Annotated in this window: 14 protein-coding genes; 6 read left to right on the top strand and 8 right to left on the bottom strand. The window is 72.4% G+C overall.

The window, feature by feature from the left end; all coding sequences use genetic code 11:
• Positions 1-12 precede the first annotated feature (12 nt).
• On the top strand, positions 13-486 hold the full coding sequence (locus tag LXT12_RS23540; protein WP_255763758.1) for an Lrp/AsnC ligand binding domain-containing protein: 474 nt from the start codon (positions 13-15) through the stop codon (positions 484-486).
• A gap of 8 nt (positions 487-494) precedes the next feature.
• Here LXT12_RS23540 and LXT12_RS23535 read toward each other — a convergent pair whose 3' ends face one another.
• Positions 495-1136: a hypothetical protein gene (locus LXT12_RS23535; protein WP_233394744.1), complete on the bottom strand. Its 642-nt coding sequence runs from the start codon at positions 1134-1136 to the stop codon at positions 495-497.
• 189 nt (positions 1137-1325) lie between these two features.
• Here LXT12_RS23535 and LXT12_RS23530 point away from each other — a divergent pair, with 189 nt between their 5' ends.
• Positions 1326-4385, top strand: coding sequence for a ligand-binding sensor domain-containing diguanylate cyclase (locus LXT12_RS23530; protein WP_233394743.1), 3060 nt, complete (start codon positions 1326-1328; stop codon positions 4383-4385).
• A gap of 131 nt (positions 4386-4516) precedes the next feature.
• On the opposite strand, the gene LXT12_RS23525 is transcribed toward LXT12_RS23530, so the two are convergent.
• The 3 genes from LXT12_RS23525 to LXT12_RS23515 all read right to left on the bottom strand — a co-directional run bounded on the left by LXT12_RS23525 (position 4517) and on the right by LXT12_RS23515 (position 9334).
• Positions 4517-5212 carry a dienelactone hydrolase family protein gene (locus LXT12_RS23525; protein ID WP_233394742.1) on the bottom strand — a complete coding sequence of 232 codons (696 nt, stop codon included), beginning with the start codon at positions 5210-5212 and terminating at the stop codon, positions 4517-4519.
• A gap of 178 nt (positions 5213-5390) precedes the next feature.
• A complete protein-coding gene (gene prsT / locus LXT12_RS23520) occupies positions 5391-8246 on the bottom strand; it encodes an XrtA/PEP-CTERM system TPR-repeat protein PrsT (RefSeq protein ID WP_233394741.1) in 2856 nt (951 codons plus the stop codon).
• 5 nt (positions 8247-8251) lie between these two features.
• Positions 8252-9334, bottom strand: a complete 1083-nt coding sequence (locus tag LXT12_RS23515) for a collagen-binding domain-containing protein (protein WP_233394740.1) — start codon at positions 9332-9334, stop codon at positions 8252-8254.
• Positions 9335-9494: 160 nt separating this feature from the next.
• Between LXT12_RS23515 and ribA the strand changes: the two genes are divergently transcribed.
• Positions 9495-10100, top strand: coding sequence for a GTP cyclohydrolase II (gene ribA / locus LXT12_RS23510; RefSeq protein ID WP_233394739.1), 606 nt, complete (start codon positions 9495-9497; stop codon positions 10098-10100).
• A 6-nt stretch (positions 10101-10106) separates the two neighbouring features.
• Here ribA and LXT12_RS23505 read toward each other — a convergent pair whose 3' ends face one another.
• Positions 10107-10481 carry a helix-turn-helix domain-containing protein gene (locus LXT12_RS23505; protein ID WP_233394738.1) on the bottom strand — a complete coding sequence of 125 codons (375 nt, stop codon included), beginning with the start codon at positions 10479-10481 and terminating at the stop codon, positions 10107-10109.
• Between the two features lie 20 nt (positions 10482-10501).
• Positions 10502-10804, bottom strand: coding sequence for a type II toxin-antitoxin system HigB family toxin (locus LXT12_RS23500; protein ID WP_233394737.1), 303 nt, complete (start codon positions 10802-10804; stop codon positions 10502-10504).
• 133 nt (positions 10805-10937) lie between these two features.
• Here LXT12_RS23500 and LXT12_RS23495 point away from each other — a divergent pair, with 133 nt between their 5' ends.
• Entirely contained in the window at positions 10938-12665 is a 1728-nt protein-coding gene (locus tag LXT12_RS23495) for an ABC transporter permease (protein ID WP_233394736.1), read from the top strand.
• Complete coding sequence (locus LXT12_RS23490) at positions 12665-13960, top strand: ABC transporter ATP-binding protein (RefSeq protein ID WP_419964789.1); 1296 nt, start codon at positions 12665-12667, stop codon at positions 13958-13960. Before LXT12_RS23495 ends, LXT12_RS23490 begins: the two co-directional genes overlap by 1 nt.
• Before the next feature lie 32 nt (positions 13961-13992).
• Here the strand turns inward: LXT12_RS23490 and LXT12_RS23485 are convergent, their stop codons facing one another.
• Entirely contained in the window at positions 13993-14754 is a 762-nt protein-coding gene (locus tag LXT12_RS23485; RefSeq protein ID WP_233394735.1) for a helix-turn-helix domain-containing protein, read from the bottom strand.
• Positions 14755-14871: 117 nt separating this feature from the next.
• Between LXT12_RS23485 and LXT12_RS23480 the strand changes: the two genes are divergently transcribed.
• Positions 14872-15183, top strand: a complete 312-nt coding sequence (locus LXT12_RS23480) for a DUF2834 domain-containing protein (RefSeq protein WP_233394734.1) — start codon at positions 14872-14874, stop codon at positions 15181-15183.
• Between the two features lies 1 nt (position 15184).
• On the opposite strand, the gene LXT12_RS23475 is transcribed toward LXT12_RS23480, so the two are convergent.
• Entirely contained in the window at positions 15185-15805 is a 621-nt protein-coding gene (locus LXT12_RS23475) for an HD domain-containing protein (RefSeq protein WP_233394733.1), read from the bottom strand.
• Positions 15806-15812: the final 7 nt, after the last annotated feature.

The raw sequence follows: 15812 nt of genomic DNA, 5'->3' as shown, positions 1-15812 counted from the left end.
ACGAAAATCCAGATGACCGATGAGAACGGCCGGCTCGACAAGATCGACGAACGCATCCTGCGCGTCCTGCAGGCCGATGGGCGCATTTCCAACCTCAAGCTGGCCGAGACGGTGCACCTCTCGCCCACCGCCGTGCTGGAGCGCGTCAAGCGCCTGACCCGCGACGGCTACATCCTCGGCTACGAGGCGCGGCTCAACCCGGCCAAGCTGGGTGCGGCCATGCTCGTCTTCATCGAGGTGCACCTGGACCGCACCGTGCAGGACGTGATGGACACCTTCAAGGCCGCCGTCCAGGCCCGGCCCGAGATCCTCGAATGCCACCTCGTGGCCGGTGGTTTCGACTACCTGCTCAAGACCCGGGTGCGCGACATGGGCGCCTACCGCGAGTTCATCGGCAACGTCATCTGGAGCCTGCCCGGCGTGCGCGAGACGCGCACCTACGCGGTGATGGAAGAGGTCAAGTCGACGAACGCGCTGCCGTTCTGACGCGGGGCTCAGTGGAACAACTTGCCGCCCAGCGCAAAGGTGGCGGCGAATGCCGCCGCCAGGGCGCCCAGCACCGACCACAGCTGGGCCGGCTTGAGCGCGCCCAGCAGCTGCCCGACCGTCATGTCGGCAGGGCTGGCCGGACCCGCAGCGGGCGCCCGCACGGCCGGCGCGCTGGAGAGCTTCCTCGTCCATGACGCCAGCACGCCGTTGAACTCCGAGGTGGCCAGCGCCGCCGGCTCGAGGGGCGTGTTCAGCACGTACCAGTCGAAGCCTTGCTCGAGCAGGCCGTCCTGCCGCACGCCTTGCTCCACCAGCACGAGCAAGGGCAGCTTGCGGCTGTACGCCAGCGTCGCCTCGATCTGGTTCCATGGCGTGGCGAGCTTGACGTCGCGCAGCTTGCCCTCCGCCGCGCTGCCGCGCTTTTCGGTGGCGCTCTCGACGTGGATGCGCTCCAGCGCGATGACGACGACGCCGCGGCAGTCGTCCATGAGCTTGTTGACGCCGATGAAGGGCGAATCCGAGGTGAAGTAGTTGCGGCCCACGGTCAGCGGCGTCAGCCCCTCGGCGCGGAGCCGGTCCTCGACGGCCTTGACGAAGGTCTCGTGGGCGGGATTGGCGGTGGACCCGACGCTGACAAACACGTTCATCGCAGCACCCCCTGTTCTTGCGGCGATTCTGGCCGCACGTCGGCTGGCACGTCATGACCAGACCGGCCGCGCATCCCCACTTCGAAGGGCGTCGCGCCGCTGGCCGCGCCTCGTTCGAGGCCGGGTAAACATGGCGCGGGCAGCTCATTCGCCGCTTGGACAATGCCGGGTTTCAAGTTCGCGCCGCCCATGATCCGCCCCTCCCTGACGCTGGCTCTGCTGATCGCGCTGGCCCGGGTGCCGGTGGCCCAGGCCGACCCGAGCGCCCTGGAGCCACAGTTCGCCAGCGTGCCGGTGCCGCGCGACGTGGTGGGCAGCCTGGCCCAGGACCGGCAGGGCCTGATCTGGATCGGCACCAGCGACGGCCTGGCCCGCTTCGACGGCTACCGGCTGCGCCCCATCGAACGCGAGGGCGGCACGCCCGTGCAGCGCAACCTCGGCTGGGTGCGCTCCCTGGCCGCGGCGGCCGACGGCGGCATGTGGATAGGCACCGAGGTCAACGGCCTGGCGCGTTACGAGCCCGCCTTCGACCGCGTGCGCATGCTCGGCGGCGGCGGCGAGCGCCACACGCCCATCCGCGCCCTGGCCGAGGACGGCGCCGGGCGCGTCTGGGTGGGCACGCTGGGCCAGGGCCTGCTGCGCTACGAGGCCAAGGCGGGTCGTTTCGACACCGAGCCGCTGCTGGTCGACGGCGAGCCCGAGGGCCGCGTGCTGGCCCTGGCCGTGGCCCGCGACGGCTCGCTGTGGGCCGGCCACTGGCGCGGCCTGGCGCGGCGCGACACGCAGGGGCGCTGGGCGCCGCTCGCCTTGCCCGAAGGCGCCGTCGGCATCAGCACGCTGCTGGAGGATGGCAATGGCCGGCTGTGGTTCGGCAGCATGGACGGCCGCATCGGCCGCATCGGCGAGGACGGCCAGCCGCGCTGGCTGGCGGCGCGCTTCAAGGGCAGCGTCCAGGCCCTGGCCCAGGGTGCGGATGGCACGGTCTGGGCCGGCCTGACCGATGGCATCGCCTGGCTGGACGGTGGCAGCGGCGCCCTGCTGCGCCAGCTGCGGCACAACCCCCACCTGCCCGGCGGCCTGGCCGGCAACGACGTCAACGTGCTGCTGCGCGACCAGGCCGGCGCCATGTGGGTGGGCGGTTATGGCGTCGGCCTGCAGCGCCACCGTCAGCATCCCGCCCTGGCCGTTCGCGGCCCCGACGCCGACCCGGACAGCCCGCTGGCCAGCAGCGACCTGCGCGGCCTGCTGCCCCGCCGCGACGGGCTGCTGATGGTGGCCACCCACAGCGGTCCGGTGGCGTTGCTGGACGCGCAGCTGCGCACCGTCGGACGCTGGCCGCGCGAGGCCGACACGCCGGTGGACAACCTCGCCGAAGGGCCGGACGGCAGCGTCTGGCTGGCCGCCAACGGCCGCCTCGAACGGCGCGAGCCGCGCAGCGCCCGGCTGCTGGCCAGCTGGCCGCTGGAAGGCGGCCGCGCCCACCGAGTGCTGGCGCTGCCGGACGGGCAGGTCTGGGTCGGCATGCAGGACGGCCTCTACCGCCTGCCCTCGCCCCAGGCCGCGCGCGTGGAACGCGTGCGCCGCGCGGACGGCGAGCCGCTGCGCGGCGGCGTGCATGCGCTGCACGTCGAGCCCGGCAGCGGCCAGCTCTGGGTGGGCGCCCTGGCCGGCCTGTTCCGGTGGGACGGCCAGCGGCTGGTGGAGGTGGTGGGGGCGCCGGGCGAAGCCCTCGGCTTTCCGGCCGTGCTTGGCCTGCTGCACACGCGCGACGGCCGCCTCTACGTCGACACCGCCGTCAGCGGCCTGCACCGGCTCAAGGGCTACGACGCCCAAGGCCGGGCGCGCTTCGAGCGCATCAGCGAGCGCCTGGGCGCACCGGGGCGGCCCTTCGGCGTCAACCTGCACGAGGACGCGCACGGCCGCATCTGGAGCCAGCAGTCCGTCTACGACCCCGCCGCCGACCGCCTGGACGAGCTCAGCGGCGCCGAAGGTCCGCCCATGGGCACGCCGCGCTTCTTCGCCGACACCGCCCTGCCCGACGGCCGGCTGCTCTTCTGCGGCAGCCGTGGCCTGCTGGTGGTGGAGCCGCTGGCCTTCATGCCCTCGCGCTACGCGCCGCCGGTGGTCGTGAGCAGCCTGCGCCGCAACGGCCAGCCCTTCCAGCCCGAGCAGGAGTTCGCCCGCGGCCTGAAGCTGCCGGCGGGCACGCGCAGCTTCGCCGTGGAGTTCGCCGCCCTGGACTACACCGACCCCGCGCGGCTGCGCTACATGCTGCGCCTGGACGGCTGGGACCAGGAGTGGACCTTCACCGACGCCAGCGCCCGCTTCGCCACCTACGGCGGCCTCGCGCCGGGGCACTACCGGCTCGAGGTGTACGCCACCAACCACCACGGCATGTGGAGCGACCGCCCGCTGTGGCTCGACATCGAGCTGCTGCCCGCCTGGTGGCAGACGCGCTGGGCCCAGGCCGGCGGCGTGCTGGCCGGGCTCACGCTGCTGTGGGCGCTGCTGCGTTGGGGCGTGGCGCGGCGCACGGCCCAGCTGCGCCGCCGCGAAGCCGCCCTGCAGGCCCTGGTGGACCAGCGCACCGCCGAGCTGCGCGAGGCCAGCACGACGGACCCGCTGACCGGCCTGCGCAACCGCCGCTACCTGGACTCGCGCGTGGCCTCCGACCTGCAGCTCAGCCTGCGCCACTACACGGAGCCGCGCCGCGGCGCCGCCGACCGCCATCCCGACGACGAGGCCGACCTGCTCGTCATGCTGATGGACATCGACCACTTCAAGCGCATCAACGACCGCCACGGCCACGCCGCGGGCGACCAGGTGCTGGTGGAGTTCGCCCAGCGGCTGCGCGCCGTCTTCCGCGAGAGCGACGTGCTGGTGCGCTGGGGCGGCGAGGAGTTCCTCGCCCTGGCGCGCGGCGGCGCGCGCAGCGGCGCCGCCGAGCTGGCCGCGCGCTTCGGCGCCACGGTGCGCGAGCGGCCCTTCACCCTGGCCGACGGCCGCACCCTGCCGGTCACGGTGTCCATCGGCTTCGCCGTCTTCCCGCTGGACCCGCAGGCCCCGCGGGCCTGGGACTGGGACGCGACGCTGAGCCTGGCGGATGCCGCCCTCTACGCCGCCAAGGAGCAGGGCCGCGATGGCTACGTGGGCGTGGTGGGCGCGGACGGGGTGCGGCCAAAAGGCCTGTGCCTGGACGACGCCGCCTGGCTGACCGAGCCGCGCCTGCGGGTCAGGCGCAGCGGCTGAATTCGGTCGCCCGTGGTGTTTGGCGTCACCCGCGGAGAGAAATGCAACCACAGAGGCACAGAGCCACAGAGAGAAGAGCTCCGTGTTTCCTCTGTGCCTCCGTGCCTCCGTGGTTGCCTTTGAGTTTTACGTCAGCACAGATGCTGGCCGAGGAAGCGCAGCGTGCGGTCCCAGGCCTGCTGCGCCCAGGCAGCGTCGTACTGCGTCTGCGGGATGCGGCCGGGGCCTTGCGCCGTCTCGTTGGCGAAGGCGTGGCGGGCGAGGTAGCGGTGGCCTTCGTAGCGCACGCCGGCGGCCTGCAGCCTGGCTTCAAGCGCGTCGACCTGGTCGATGGGAAAGAACTCGTCCTGCTCGGCCCAGTGGGCCTGGATGGGCAGCTTGAGCCGGGCGGCATCGATGGCCTGGACCGGCGGCATGCCGTACCAGACGACGGCGGCATCGGCTTCGGGCGACTGCTGGGCCGCGAGCCACGTCAGCGCGCCGCCCATGCAGAAGCCGGTGATGCCGACCTTGCCGCCGCCGAGCTTGAGGCCCTTGAGGTGGAGCAGGGCGCCGCGGATGTCCTGCGAGGCGGCATCGGCGAAGTCGAGGTCGGACTTCAGGTGCTCGGCCTCCTCGGCCTCGACGGTGCTCTTGCCGCGGTAGAGGTCGGGCACCAGGGCCGTGAAGCCGGCTTTCGCGAAGCGCTGCGCCACGCCGCGGACCTGGTCGTTCAGGCCCCACCATTCCTGGATGACGACGAGGGCGCCGAGGGGCTGCTCGGCCTGCGCGAGATAGGCCTCGGCCGACGCGCCGTCGGGGCGCTGGAAGCGGATGTTGCGGCTCATGCGGGCTCCTGGAGGATGGGAACCGCCAAGGCTAGCGCAGGTCAGTTGCCCACGGCTCGTTCACGGCCTCCGCAGCGCATGACGCGACGAGAGAAATGCAACCACAGAGGCACAGAGACACAGAGGACCGCATTTGTCTCTGTGCCTCCGTGCCTCTGTGGTTGCCTTTGAGTTGTGTTCAGCGTGAGGCTTCGAGAGACCGCAGCAAGGTCAACGCGGCCGGGCGGTCGAAGGCGGCCTGGTTGTCGGCCAGCGCGGCGCGCAGGGCCTGCAAGGCCTCGTCGCGGCGGCCCAGCGCGGCCAGGGCCTGGGCCAGGTGGTAGCGGGTGCCGGCGGCGGCAGGGTCGCGCGCCAGGGCGTCGCGCAGCAGGGGCAGGGCCTGCTCGGCCTGGCCGGCCTGGACATGGGCCCAGCCGGCGGTGTCGAGGATGGTGGCGTTGCCCGGCTCGCGGCGCAGGGCTTCCTTGGCCAGGGCGAGTGCGCCCGGGTCCTTGAGGCGCAGCAGCACGTCGGCGAGGTTGTTGCGCACGGCGTTGGCGTCGGTCTGCTGAAGCAGCAGCTCGTAGTGGCGGCGGGCATCGGCCAGGCGGCCGAGGGCGACGAGGCTCTCGGCCAGGGCGTTGCGCACCAGGGCGTCGCCGGGCCGCTGCGCCAGCCATTGCTGCAGCAGGGCGAGGTTGCGCGCCGGATCGACCTGGCCGACCTGGGCGGCATACAGGCGCAGCAGGCTTTCGGTGGAAGGCTCCAGCCGGTGGGCCTGGGCGAAGGCCTGGATGGCCTCGGCGGGCTCGTGGCGGGCCAGGGCCACCTGGCCGAGCAGCATGTGGCTCACGGCTGCCTTGGGCTGCTGCTTGACGAGGCGCGTGACGCGCGCCTGGGCGTCGGCCACGTCGCCGCTGCGCAGGGCGGCCTCGATGCGCAGGCGCTGTAGCGGCGCCAGGTCGGGCTGGCGCTCCAGCGCGCGGTCCAGCGTGGCGCGGGCGCCCGCCAGGTCGCTGGCGGCGAGCTGCAGGCGGCCGGCCTGGGCCAGGGCGGCGACGTCGTCGCCGGCCAGGCGCGCGGCTTGCACCAGCAGCGGCCGGGCGCCGGCGGCGTCGCCCTGGGCGACGGCGGCGCGGGCGCCGAGCAGCAGGGCGCCGACGTGCTCCGGCGCCAGGGCCAGCAGGGCCTTGGCGGCGACTGCGGCTTCGACCGGCTGGCGCTGGCGCAGGTGGAACTCCACCAGCGCCGCCTGCGGGCGCAGTTCGGGCGGCCGGGCCTTGGCCACGGCGCGCGCCAGCCAGCCCTGCGCCTCGGCGCCATGGCCGCGGGCTTCCTCCAGGGCAGCCAGGGCCAGGGCCGCGTCGACGGCGGCCTGGTCGGCCTTGACCATGGCCACCAGGCGGGCCTGGGCCGCGTCCTCGCGGCCGAGCCGGCGCTCGGCCTCGGCCTGCAGCAGCCGCGCGGCGTGCAGGTCGGGGTCCTGCCGCAGGGCGTCGTCCAGCAGGGGCAGCACGGCGGCGGCCTGGCCGCTGGCCAGCTGCAGGCGCGCCAGCTGCAGCCGCAGCGCGGGCTGGCGGGGCTGGCGGCGCACTTGGCCGGCGAGCACGTCGGCGGCCTGCTGCAGGCCGCGGGCCTCGCCCTGGGCCAGGGCCGCTTCGGCCAGGGCCTGGGCGGCGTCGGCGTTGTCGGGGTCCTTCTGGAGCGCCGCCTGCAGGGCGCGCCGGCCTTCGTCGAGCTGGCCCTGGCGCAGCAGCGCCTGGCCGAGGGTGACGTAGAAGGCCGGCGACTCCTGGCTGCGCAGGGCCTCGCGCATCAGCGCCACCGCCTCCTCGGGCCGCCCCGCGGAGAGCTTGGCCGCGCCGAGCAGGCCGAGGGCGTCGGCCCGGCCGGGCTGTTCGGCGAGCGCGGCCTCCAGGGTGCGGGTGGCCGCTTCCGTCTGGTGCTGGCCGAGGTAGAGGCGCGCCAGCAGCGTGGCCGAGCGGCTGTCGCCCTGGCTGCTGCGGTAGGCCTCGAGGTAGGGCTTGGCCTGGTCGGCCTCGCCCAGGGCGACGTGGGCCAGGCCCGCGAGCAGCTCCAGCCGGGGGCGGAAACGCAGCAGCGCCTGCGGCTGCGGGTCGATCTGGGCCGTCACCCGGCGCAGGGCGGCGGTCATCGCGGCCCGGTCGCCGCGCTGGGCCGCTTCCAGGGCCTGCAGATAGGCGACGCGCGGGTCGGCGCCATGGCCGTCCGCCAAGGGCTTGAGCTCGGCGCGCAGCTCGTCCCAGCGGTTGCCCTGCAGCAGTAGCTGGGCGCGCATCAGCCGCGCTTCGAGGTGGCGGGGGTCGAGCTCCAGGGCCTGCGCCAGCGCGGCGAGCTGGGCCGGCGCGGCAGCGCCCTGGGCCTGCAGCAGCTGGGCGCGGGCCAGGCGCACGTCGGCCGAGGCCGGCGCCAGGCGCTCGGCGCGCTCCACGGCGGCAGCGGCTTCACGGAGCTGGCCGAGCTGCAGGCGCATCGGCAGTTCGGCCAGGGCGGCGGCGAGGTGGTCGGGGTCGTCGGCGCGCAGCAGGTCCAGCTCCGTCAGGGCGGCGCGCGTCTGGCCGAGTTCGAACTGGGCCTGGGCGCGCGCCAGCAGCACGGCGCGGCGGGCCGAGCCGTGCAGGCGCGCCGGCGCCAGGCGGGCGTCGGCCAGCAGTTGCTGGTGCTGGCCCTGCAGCAGGGCGGCGCGGACGAGGGTCTCGGCCAGGTCTTCCAGCGGCACGCCGTGCGCCAGCGCCCGCTCGGCCGCCGCCTGGGCGCCGGCCGCGTTGCCGCCTTCCAGCAGCACCTTGCCGAGCAGCAGCTCGGCCAGCAGCAGGCCCTTGTCGGTGATGAGGGCCTTGCGCACGTTCTCCAGGGCGCAGGCCAGGTCACGCTTGCCGAAGCACTGCTCGGCCTTGCTCAGGAAGGCATAGGCCAGCTCGCTGTTGGCGGGCTTCTCCGGCGCGGCGCCGAGCAGGCCCGAGCACAGGGCCAGGGCCAGAACCGCCGGGACCGCCGGGACCGCCGGGACCGCCAGCGGGCGAGTCGGGCGCATGGCGCTCAGCGGACGCGGGCGGACGAGCCGGCGCGGCGGCGGCCCCAGGCGAGGCCGGCCAGGGCTACGGCCACCAGGGGCAGCGAGGCCGGCTCGGGCAGCTTGTGCATGGTGACGTCGCCGGTGAAGCTGTAGAGGTGGACCTGGGCGCCGCTGCTGTTGAGGGTGTCGACGATCACCGAGCCCTCGATGTCGGCCATGTTCTTGAACGAGGCCTGGGTGGCCAGGATGGTGCCGCCGAAGTTGTTGTTGATGGTGACGCTGGTGGCCTTGTTGAAGTTCCAGACCGCCTCATGGGCCAGCGCGCCGCTGGCGCTGCCGCCCAGGAAGTTGGCGCCCACCACGACCGAGGTCAGGTCGCTGTTGAAGATGACGGTCGAGGCGTTGCCGAGGTTGAACTCGAACTCCGAGGCGCCCAGCACCTGGGCGCCGAAGCCGCCGTTGAGGTTGAAGACGGCGCGGCCGGTGGCGTCGGCCACGGCGGTGAAGACCGCCTTGCTGCCCTGCATGGCGATCGAGCTGGTCGCCGCCAGCGCCGCGAGCTGGCTGGACAGGCCGCCCATCACCGCGCGCATGTCGGTGGACGAGGCCGCATTGAGGGCGGACTGCAGCTTGGCGTCGCCGGCCAGGTTGGTCACCTTGCCGCTGTTGAAGTTGGTGGCCGTGGCCGAGCCGCCGACGTAGGCGCCGCCCGTGGAGCCGTTGAAGTTCACGCCGTTGGTGGAGCCCTGCACCACGCCGCCGCCGTTGTTGACGGTGGCGCTGCTCAGGTTGCCCGTGGCGACGACGCCGACGGCCGCCGAGCCGTTGTTGTTGACCGTCACGTTGCCGACCGAGCCCATGACCGTCAGGGCCGCATAGTTGGACACCGGGATGGGGCTGTCGTTGGCGAACTCGGCACCGCTGCTGCCGACGAAGTTGCCGCCGATCCAGCCGCGGCCGTGCACGTGGGTGCTGCTGCTGCCGCCGCTGAGGGCCACGAGGTTGAACTGCTGCAGGACCTGCTGGCCGTTCAGCGGAGCGAAACCTGCATGGGCCGCGCCGCAGAAAAGCAGGGCAAAGATCGGCAGGGGCAGGGGCAGGCGCATGGCGGGACCGGTAAATTTGACAATGCTGTCATTCTAGGGATGGCATCGAAAGTCATACCCCCCTTGTCGGGTGGGTGCGCGGCCGGATGTCGTGCGATCTGCACTCCGCAGCGCGGGTTATCCCGCGGGCAGCGACAATGGCGCCGCGACACGCCCCACCATGAAGATCGAACGCATCGTTTCCACCCGCCTGCCGACCGTCCACGGCGAATTCGTCATCCACGGTTTCCGGGAAGGCGAAAGCGGGCAGGAGCACGTGGTGCTGAGCCTGGGCGAGCTGACCGGCGACGAGCCGCCCCTGGTGCGCGTGCACTCCGAATGCATGACGGGCGAGGTCTTCGGCTCGCTGCGCTGCGACTGCCGGCCGCAGCTGGAAAGCGCCATGAAGCGCATCGCCGCCCAGGGCCGCGGCGCCATCGTCTACATGCGCGGCCACGAGGGCCGGGGCATCGGCCTCGTGCAGAAGCTGCGCGCCTACGCCGAGCAGGACGCCGGCAAGGACACCATCGAGGCCAACGCCGCCCTGGGCCTGCCCATCGACGCCCGCCGCTACGACGCTGCCGCCTGCATGCTGCGCGCCCTGGGCGTGCAGCGCATCCGCCTCATGACCAACAACCCGCTGAAGATGGCGGCGCTGGCGGAGTTCGGCATCGAGGTCGTCGAGCGCGAGGCCTCGCTGACCCGGCCCGGCCCCGAGAACGAGCGCTACCTCCGCACCAAGGCGGAGTCCATGGGCCACCACGACCTGGGGCATCTGTTCGAGTAGTCCACGTCAGCGGCTGGCGGCATCGCTGGCAATCAGCGCAGCCGCGGGAATGCCCAGGCCGCGATGCAGGCGGCGGATCATGGCCAGGGTCAGCGGACGCTTGCGGTTGAGCACTTCGTAGACGCGGTTGCTCTTGCCGATGAGGGGCTCCAAATCCTTCACCGACAGGCCGCGTTGCTCCATGCGGAACTTGATGGCCTCGACCGGATCGGGCGCTTCGATGGGAAAGTGCCGGGCCTCGTAGGCCTGGACCAGCGTGGCCAGGATGTCCAGCCGGTCGCCCTCGGGCGTGCCGGGCGCGGGGTCATCGACCATGAGGGCCGAGATTTCGCGCAGCGTCGCCTGGTAGTCGGCGTCGGTGTGAATGGGGCGGATGTCCATGGCCTTCTCTCTCGCAAATCTCAAGGGAATTCGACGGTCTCGGCATCGACCGCGTCGTACTGCGCATGGGTGCCGATGAACTTCACGTAGACGATCTGCAGCCGGTAGGCGACGGCGGCGATCAGGCGGTACTCGTTGCCCTTGATGTTGAACACGACCCGCCGGTTCTTCAGGATGCTGGCGCTGCGGTAATGCTGCTTGATGTCCGCCGGCTGGGTCCAGGCGGCGTTCGCCACTTCCTCGTACCAGGCGCGCAGCGGCTGCTCGGCGTCTGGATGCAGGGCCCAGAACGCGCGAAGGGTGGAGACGGCGATCACGCGCATGGCCGGAGCATAGTCCCATATTGGGACCTGCACAATCGATGCCGGTCAAACTTTTGCAAGGGCGCCGACAGCGAAGCTTCACGGCCCGGTGACATGGCGCCGTTAGGCTGCCGGGCCGCCAGCTCGCATGCCCATGTCCGACCGCCGCTTCTTCCCCCGCCCCGCCGTCGAGGCCGCGTTCAATCGCTGGGATTGGGCCTTGCTGCCGCTCGTGCTGGCGGTGCTGGTGCTGCTGGCGCTGGCGGCGTCGCAGATGGCCCGGCCCTTCCACCTCGGCGAGCCGCTGCCGCTGACGCTGGACGTCGCCTGGCTGCCCTACTACCTGCTGCGCACGACGCTGCGCATGTTCATCGCCCTGGCCGCCTCGGTGGTGTTCGCCTGTGTCTTCGCGGTGCTGGCGGCCAAGGTGCGGGCGGCGGAGAAGGTGCTGGTGCCGCTGCTGGACATCCTGCAGTCCATTCCCATCCTCGGCTTCCAGGCCATCGCGGTGGCGCCCTTCATCGCCCTGTTCCCGGGCAATCTCTTCGGCGTCGAACTGGCGGCCCTCTTCGCGATCTTCACCTCCCAGGCCTGGAACATGGCCTTCAGCCTCTACCAGTCGCTGCGCACCGTGCCGCGCGAGCTGGAGGAGGCGTCGCGCATCTTCCAGCTCTCGGGCTGGCAGCGCTTCTGGCGGCTGGAGCTGCCCTTCGCCATGCCGGGCCTGCTGTGGAACATGATGATGAGCATGTCGGGCGGCTGGTTCTTCGTCGTCGCGTCGGAGGCCATCTCGGTGGCCGGCCAGGACATCAAGCTGCCGGGCGTGGGGTCCTACATCGCCGTGGCCATCGAGGCGCGCGACCTGGGCGCCATCGGCTGGGCCATCCTCGGCATGCTGGTCGGCATCCTGCTGTACGACCAGCTCTTCTTCCGCCCGCTGCTGGCCTGGGCCGACCGTTTCCGCTTCGAGGAGGCGGGCAGCGAACAGGCGCCCCAGTCCTGGCTGCTCACCTGGCTGCGACGCACCCAGCTGCTGGCACGCCTGGGCGAGTGGCCGGGCCGCTGGATCACCGCCAGCTTCGCGCCCCTGCGCAAGACCTATGACGGCCGTTCCATCCGCGCCCGGCCCAAGGCGGCCAATCCGCTGTGGGCCCGCGCCTGGGACGCCCTCATCGCCGCCCTCGTGCTGTTCGCCATCTGGCGCCTGGTGAGCTTCATCCACACCGAGGTGGGCTGGGGCGAGGCGGCGCACGTCTTCCGGCTCGGCCTGCTGACGCTGGCCCGCGTGCTGGTGCTGATCGCGGTGGCGTCGCTCGTCTGGGTGCCCATCGGCGTGTGGATCGGGCTGAACCCGCGCATCGCCGGGCGGGTGCAGGCCGTCGCCCAGTTCCTCGCGGCCTTCCCGTCCAACCTGGTGTTTCCGGTGGCGGTGCTGGTGATCGTCAAATATCACCTCGACCCCGACCTCTGGCTGTCGCCCCTCATCATCCTGGGCACGCAGTGGTACCTGCTCTTCAACGTGGTGGCGGGCGCCTCGACCATCCCGACCGAGCTGCGCCTGGCCGCGCAGAACCTGGGCCTCAAGGGCTGGCTGGCCTGGAAGCGCTACCTGCTGCCGGCCATCTTCCCGAGCTTCGTCACCGGCGCCATCACCGCCAGTGGCGGCTCCTGGAACGCCAGCATCGTGGCCGAGTACGTGACCTGGGGCGACACCAAGCTCCAGGCCGCGGGCCTGGGCAGCTACATCCAGCAGATGACGACGGCGGGCGACTTCCCCCGCATCGCCCTGGGCATCGGCGTGATGTGCGTGTTCGTGATGGCGCTGAACCACTGGGTCTGGCGCAGGCTGTACCGCATCGCCGAGGAAAGGATGCACTTCTGATGGATGCCCTGATCGAACTGAAGGACGTGGCCAAGGGCTTCAAGTCCGCCGACGGCAGCCTGCGCAGCGTGCTGGAGGATGTGGACTTCACCCTCGCCAAGGGCGAGATCGTCGCCCTGCTCGGCCAGAGCGGCTCCGGCAAGAGCACGCTGCTGCGCATCATGGCCGGGCTGATCCCGGCCGACGCGGGCGACGTGCGCTACCGCGGCCAGCCTCTGTTCGGGCCTGCCCAGGGCATCGCCATGGTGTTCCAGAGCTTCGCCCTGTTCCCGTGGCTGACGGTGCAGCAGAACGTCGAGCTCGGGCTCGAGGCGGCCGGCATCGGCGCGGCCGAACGCACGCGCCGCGCCGAGGCGGCCATCGAGCTGATCGGCCTCGCGGGCTTCGAGGGCGCCCTGCCCCGCGAGCTGTCCGGCGGCATGCGCCAGCGCGTCGGGCTGGCGCGGGCCCTGGTCATGCAGCCGGCGGTGCTGCTGATGGACGAAGCCTTCTCGGCCCTGGACGTGCTGACCGGCGAGCGGCTGCGCAACGAGATCCTGGAGCTGTGGGACGGCGGCCAGATGCCCACCCAGGCCATGCTCGTCGTCTCGCACAACATCGAGGAGGCCGTGCTGATGGCCGACCGGGTGCTGATCTTCGCCAGCAACCCCGGCCGCGTGCGCGCCGAACTGCCCATCACCCTGCAGCGCCCGCGCCGCGCCGACAGCGCCGAGGTGCGCCTGCTCATCGACGAGGTCTACCGGCTGATGACCAGCGCCGCGCCGGAGGCCGGCGCCGTCGAGGAGGCACCGCGCCCCCACCTGTCCGACCGCCTGCCCGAGGCCGAGGTCGGCCGCATGGAGAGCCTGCTAGAGCTGCTGGCCGAGGAGCCCTTCAAGGGCCGTGCCGACCTGCCGCAGCTGGCTGAGGAAAGCGAACTCACCGACGAGGACCTGCTACCGCTGGCCGACGCCTTGCACCGCCTGGGCCTGGCCCAGCTCAGCGGCGGCGACCTGCTGATGACGCCGCTGGGCCACCGCTACGTCGAGGGCAGCCACGAGTTCCGCCGCGAGATCTTCGGCCAGCAGCTGCTGGAGCACGTGCCCCTGGCGACCTTCATCCGCCACAGCCTCGAGCAGGAGGACGACGGCGAACTCAAGGAAGAGCCCTTCCTCAAGCTGCTGCAGGAAAGCATGGAAGCCGCCGAGGCCGAACGCGTGCTGCGCGTGGCCATCGAATGGGCCCGCTACGGTGAGGTCTTCGAGTACGACTACCACACCGGGCTGATCCACCTGCCGGAGTCGGGCGAGGACTGAAACGCTGGCGGGGCCCGGATGGAGGACCCCGTTCAGACAGCGTCCGCCACCGCCGCCCGCGTGGCCTCGTCGGACGGAAACAGATGTTCGACCTTCAGCGACGCCAGCGTGATGTCCAGCGGCGTGCCGAAGCTCGTGAAGGCGGAGAAAAAGCTCAGCGTGCGCCCGTCCGCCGCCCGCAGCCGCAAGGCGAGCACGGGCAGGCCGCTTGCCTCGGCGGCTCCCCTAGGCCGCAGCGACGGGCGCAGCTCGTCCAGCAGGACGCGCAGCCGCGGAAGGTGCTCGGCTTCCCGGCTTGCCCGGGCCCAGAGTTCACCGCAGAGTTCGGCCTCGTTGACGCACAGGCTGCGAAGTCCGTCGGGCGCGAAGACGGCGCGCAGCAGGTTCAGCGGCTGGCTGAGCATGACCTGCGCCGGCAGGCCGAGCAGCCCGAGCAGCCGCGCGAGGCCCGCATTGGCCATGACGACGTTGTATTCGCCATCCAGCACCAGCGCCGGCATCGGGTCGTGGGCATCCAGCAGCTGCGCGAGTGCGGCGCGCACGGGCGCCATCTCCGGCGCGTCGAGCGACCGCTCGGCGTGGGCCGGGGCGTAGCCAGCAGCGAGCAGCGCCTGGTTGCGCTCCTCCAGCGTCGCGCCCAGGGCATCGAGCAGGGCGACCAGGGTCTCACGGCCGGCGCGGGCGCGGCCGGTCTCGATGCAGCTGAGATGGCGTTGCGAGACACCGGTGCGCAACGACAGCTCGAGCTGGCTGAGCCGGCGCGACTTGCGCAGGGCGGCGAGGGTGGCGGTCATGCGGTGGATTCTGGGGCGGCGCCGTCACGGCGGCCATGACCTCGGAGGTCATTGCCGCGGTGCGCGTCGGCGCGGAGCATGACGCCATGTTCCGTTGACCGCCGCAAGGAGACCATCATGCGCACCGCCCTCATCCTCGTCCTCGCTGCCTTCGGCGCCTTCACCCTCGCGGCCATGTGGCAGGTGGGCTACCTCGGCATCTGGCAGGCCGGACTGGCCAACTGGGGCGCCGCGCAGGTGCTGGCCGACCTCGTCGTGATGAGCCTGGTGGTGCTGTTCCTGCTGCACCGCGACGCGCGGTCGCGGGGGCGCACGCTCTGGCCCTACGCGCTCATCACGCTGGCCGCCGGATCCTTCGGGCCGCTGCTGTACCTGCTGCTCGCCCCGGACGGCCACCCCCAGGACGCGCCGCAGACCGCGGCCTGGTGATTCAGGGCCGGCAAGTGGCCAGCGCAGCCGAAAGATTGCGCCGGGCCGCCGCCTCGAAACGATGCCGCAGCGGCCCGCAGGCGTAGATCGCCGGCCGCGCCAGAAAGCCCGCCAGGATGGCGCCCCGCTTCTCGGCGAAGACCTGCGCGGGCACGTGGGCGTACTCGGCACGGATCTGCGCCTCGTACTCGGCGAAGCGCGCCGGCGTGGCGCCGAGGACGGCGAGATCGACGTCGACGAGCAGCCCCTCGTCTGCCGTGGCCGGCGCGACGCTGTGGCGCGTGGCCATCACCAGCGCGGCCACGCGGGCGGCCACCTCGGCGGGCGCCTTCGCACCGAGCAGCGCCTGCCGCGCCCAGTCGGCGCTGCGGGCCTCGTTATCGTGGCGGTGCACGTCGTAGATGGCGTCGTGGAACCACAGCGCGATCTCGACCTCGGCCGGCCGCCCGACGAGGTGTCGCACCCCGTCGAACAGGGACAGGCATTCGGCGAGGTGCTGCTGCGTGTGATAGGCCCGGTGCGTCTCGCCATAACGCCCCAGCAGCTCGGCGTGCAAGGCGTCGGCAGGGCGGGCACCCAGCGCCTGCCAGGCGGCCTGCCACGGGTCGAGGGCGAGCCTCATGCGAGCC

The sequence above is a fragment of the Pelomonas caseinilytica genome (assembly GCF_021353235.1).
In the GTDB taxonomy this organism is placed as follows: domain Bacteria; phylum Pseudomonadota; class Gammaproteobacteria; order Burkholderiales; family Burkholderiaceae_C; genus Pelomonas; species Pelomonas caseinilytica.
Note: the sequence above shows the minus strand (reverse complement) of the source record. Positions and strands in the feature narration are given on the sequence as shown.

What these genes read in the sequence shown, in the direction of transcription:
- LXT12_RS23515 (WP_233394740.1), bottom strand. Translation starts at nt 9,334, where the DNA reads ATGCGCCTGCCCCTGCCCCTGCCGATCTTTGCCCTGCTTTTCTGCGGC.
- ribA (WP_233394739.1), top strand. Translation starts at nt 9,495, where the DNA reads ATGAAGATCGAACGCATCGTTTCCACCCGCCTGCCGACCGTCCACGGC.
- LXT12_RS23485 (WP_233394735.1), bottom strand. Translation starts at nt 14,754, where the DNA reads ATGACCGCCACCCTCGCCGCCCTGCGCAAGTCGCGCCGGCTCAGCCAG.
- LXT12_RS23495 (WP_233394736.1), top strand. Translation starts at nt 10,938, where the DNA reads ATGTCCGACCGCCGCTTCTTCCCCCGCCCCGCCGTCGAGGCCGCGTTC.
- LXT12_RS23535 (WP_233394744.1), bottom strand. Translation starts at nt 1,136, where the DNA reads ATGAACGTGTTTGTCAGCGTCGGGTCCACCGCCAATCCCGCCCACGAG.
- LXT12_RS23500 (WP_233394737.1), bottom strand. Translation starts at nt 10,804, where the DNA reads ATGCGCGTGATCGCCGTCTCCACCCTTCGCGCGTTCTGGGCCCTGCAT.
- LXT12_RS23530 (WP_233394743.1), top strand. Translation starts at nt 1,326, where the DNA reads ATGATCCGCCCCTCCCTGACGCTGGCTCTGCTGATCGCGCTGGCCCGG.
- LXT12_RS23475 (WP_233394733.1), bottom strand. Translation starts at nt 15,805, where the DNA reads ATGAGGCTCGCCCTCGACCCGTGGCAGGCCGCCTGGCAGGCGCTGGGT.
- prsT (WP_233394741.1), bottom strand. Translation starts at nt 8,246, where the DNA reads ATGCGCCCGACTCGCCCGCTGGCGGTCCCGGCGGTCCCGGCGGTCCCG.
- LXT12_RS23480 (WP_233394734.1), top strand. Translation starts at nt 14,872, where the DNA reads ATGCGCACCGCCCTCATCCTCGTCCTCGCTGCCTTCGGCGCCTTCACC.
- LXT12_RS23540 (WP_255763758.1), top strand. Translation starts at nt 13, where the DNA reads ATGACCGATGAGAACGGCCGGCTCGACAAGATCGACGAACGCATCCTG.
- LXT12_RS23505 (WP_233394738.1), bottom strand. Translation starts at nt 10,481, where the DNA reads ATGGACATCCGCCCCATTCACACCGACGCCGACTACCAGGCGACGCTG.
- LXT12_RS23525 (WP_233394742.1), bottom strand. Translation starts at nt 5,212, where the DNA reads ATGAGCCGCAACATCCGCTTCCAGCGCCCCGACGGCGCGTCGGCCGAG.
- LXT12_RS23490 (WP_419964789.1), top strand. Translation starts at nt 12,665, where the DNA reads ATGGATGCCCTGATCGAACTGAAGGACGTGGCCAAGGGCTTCAAGTCC.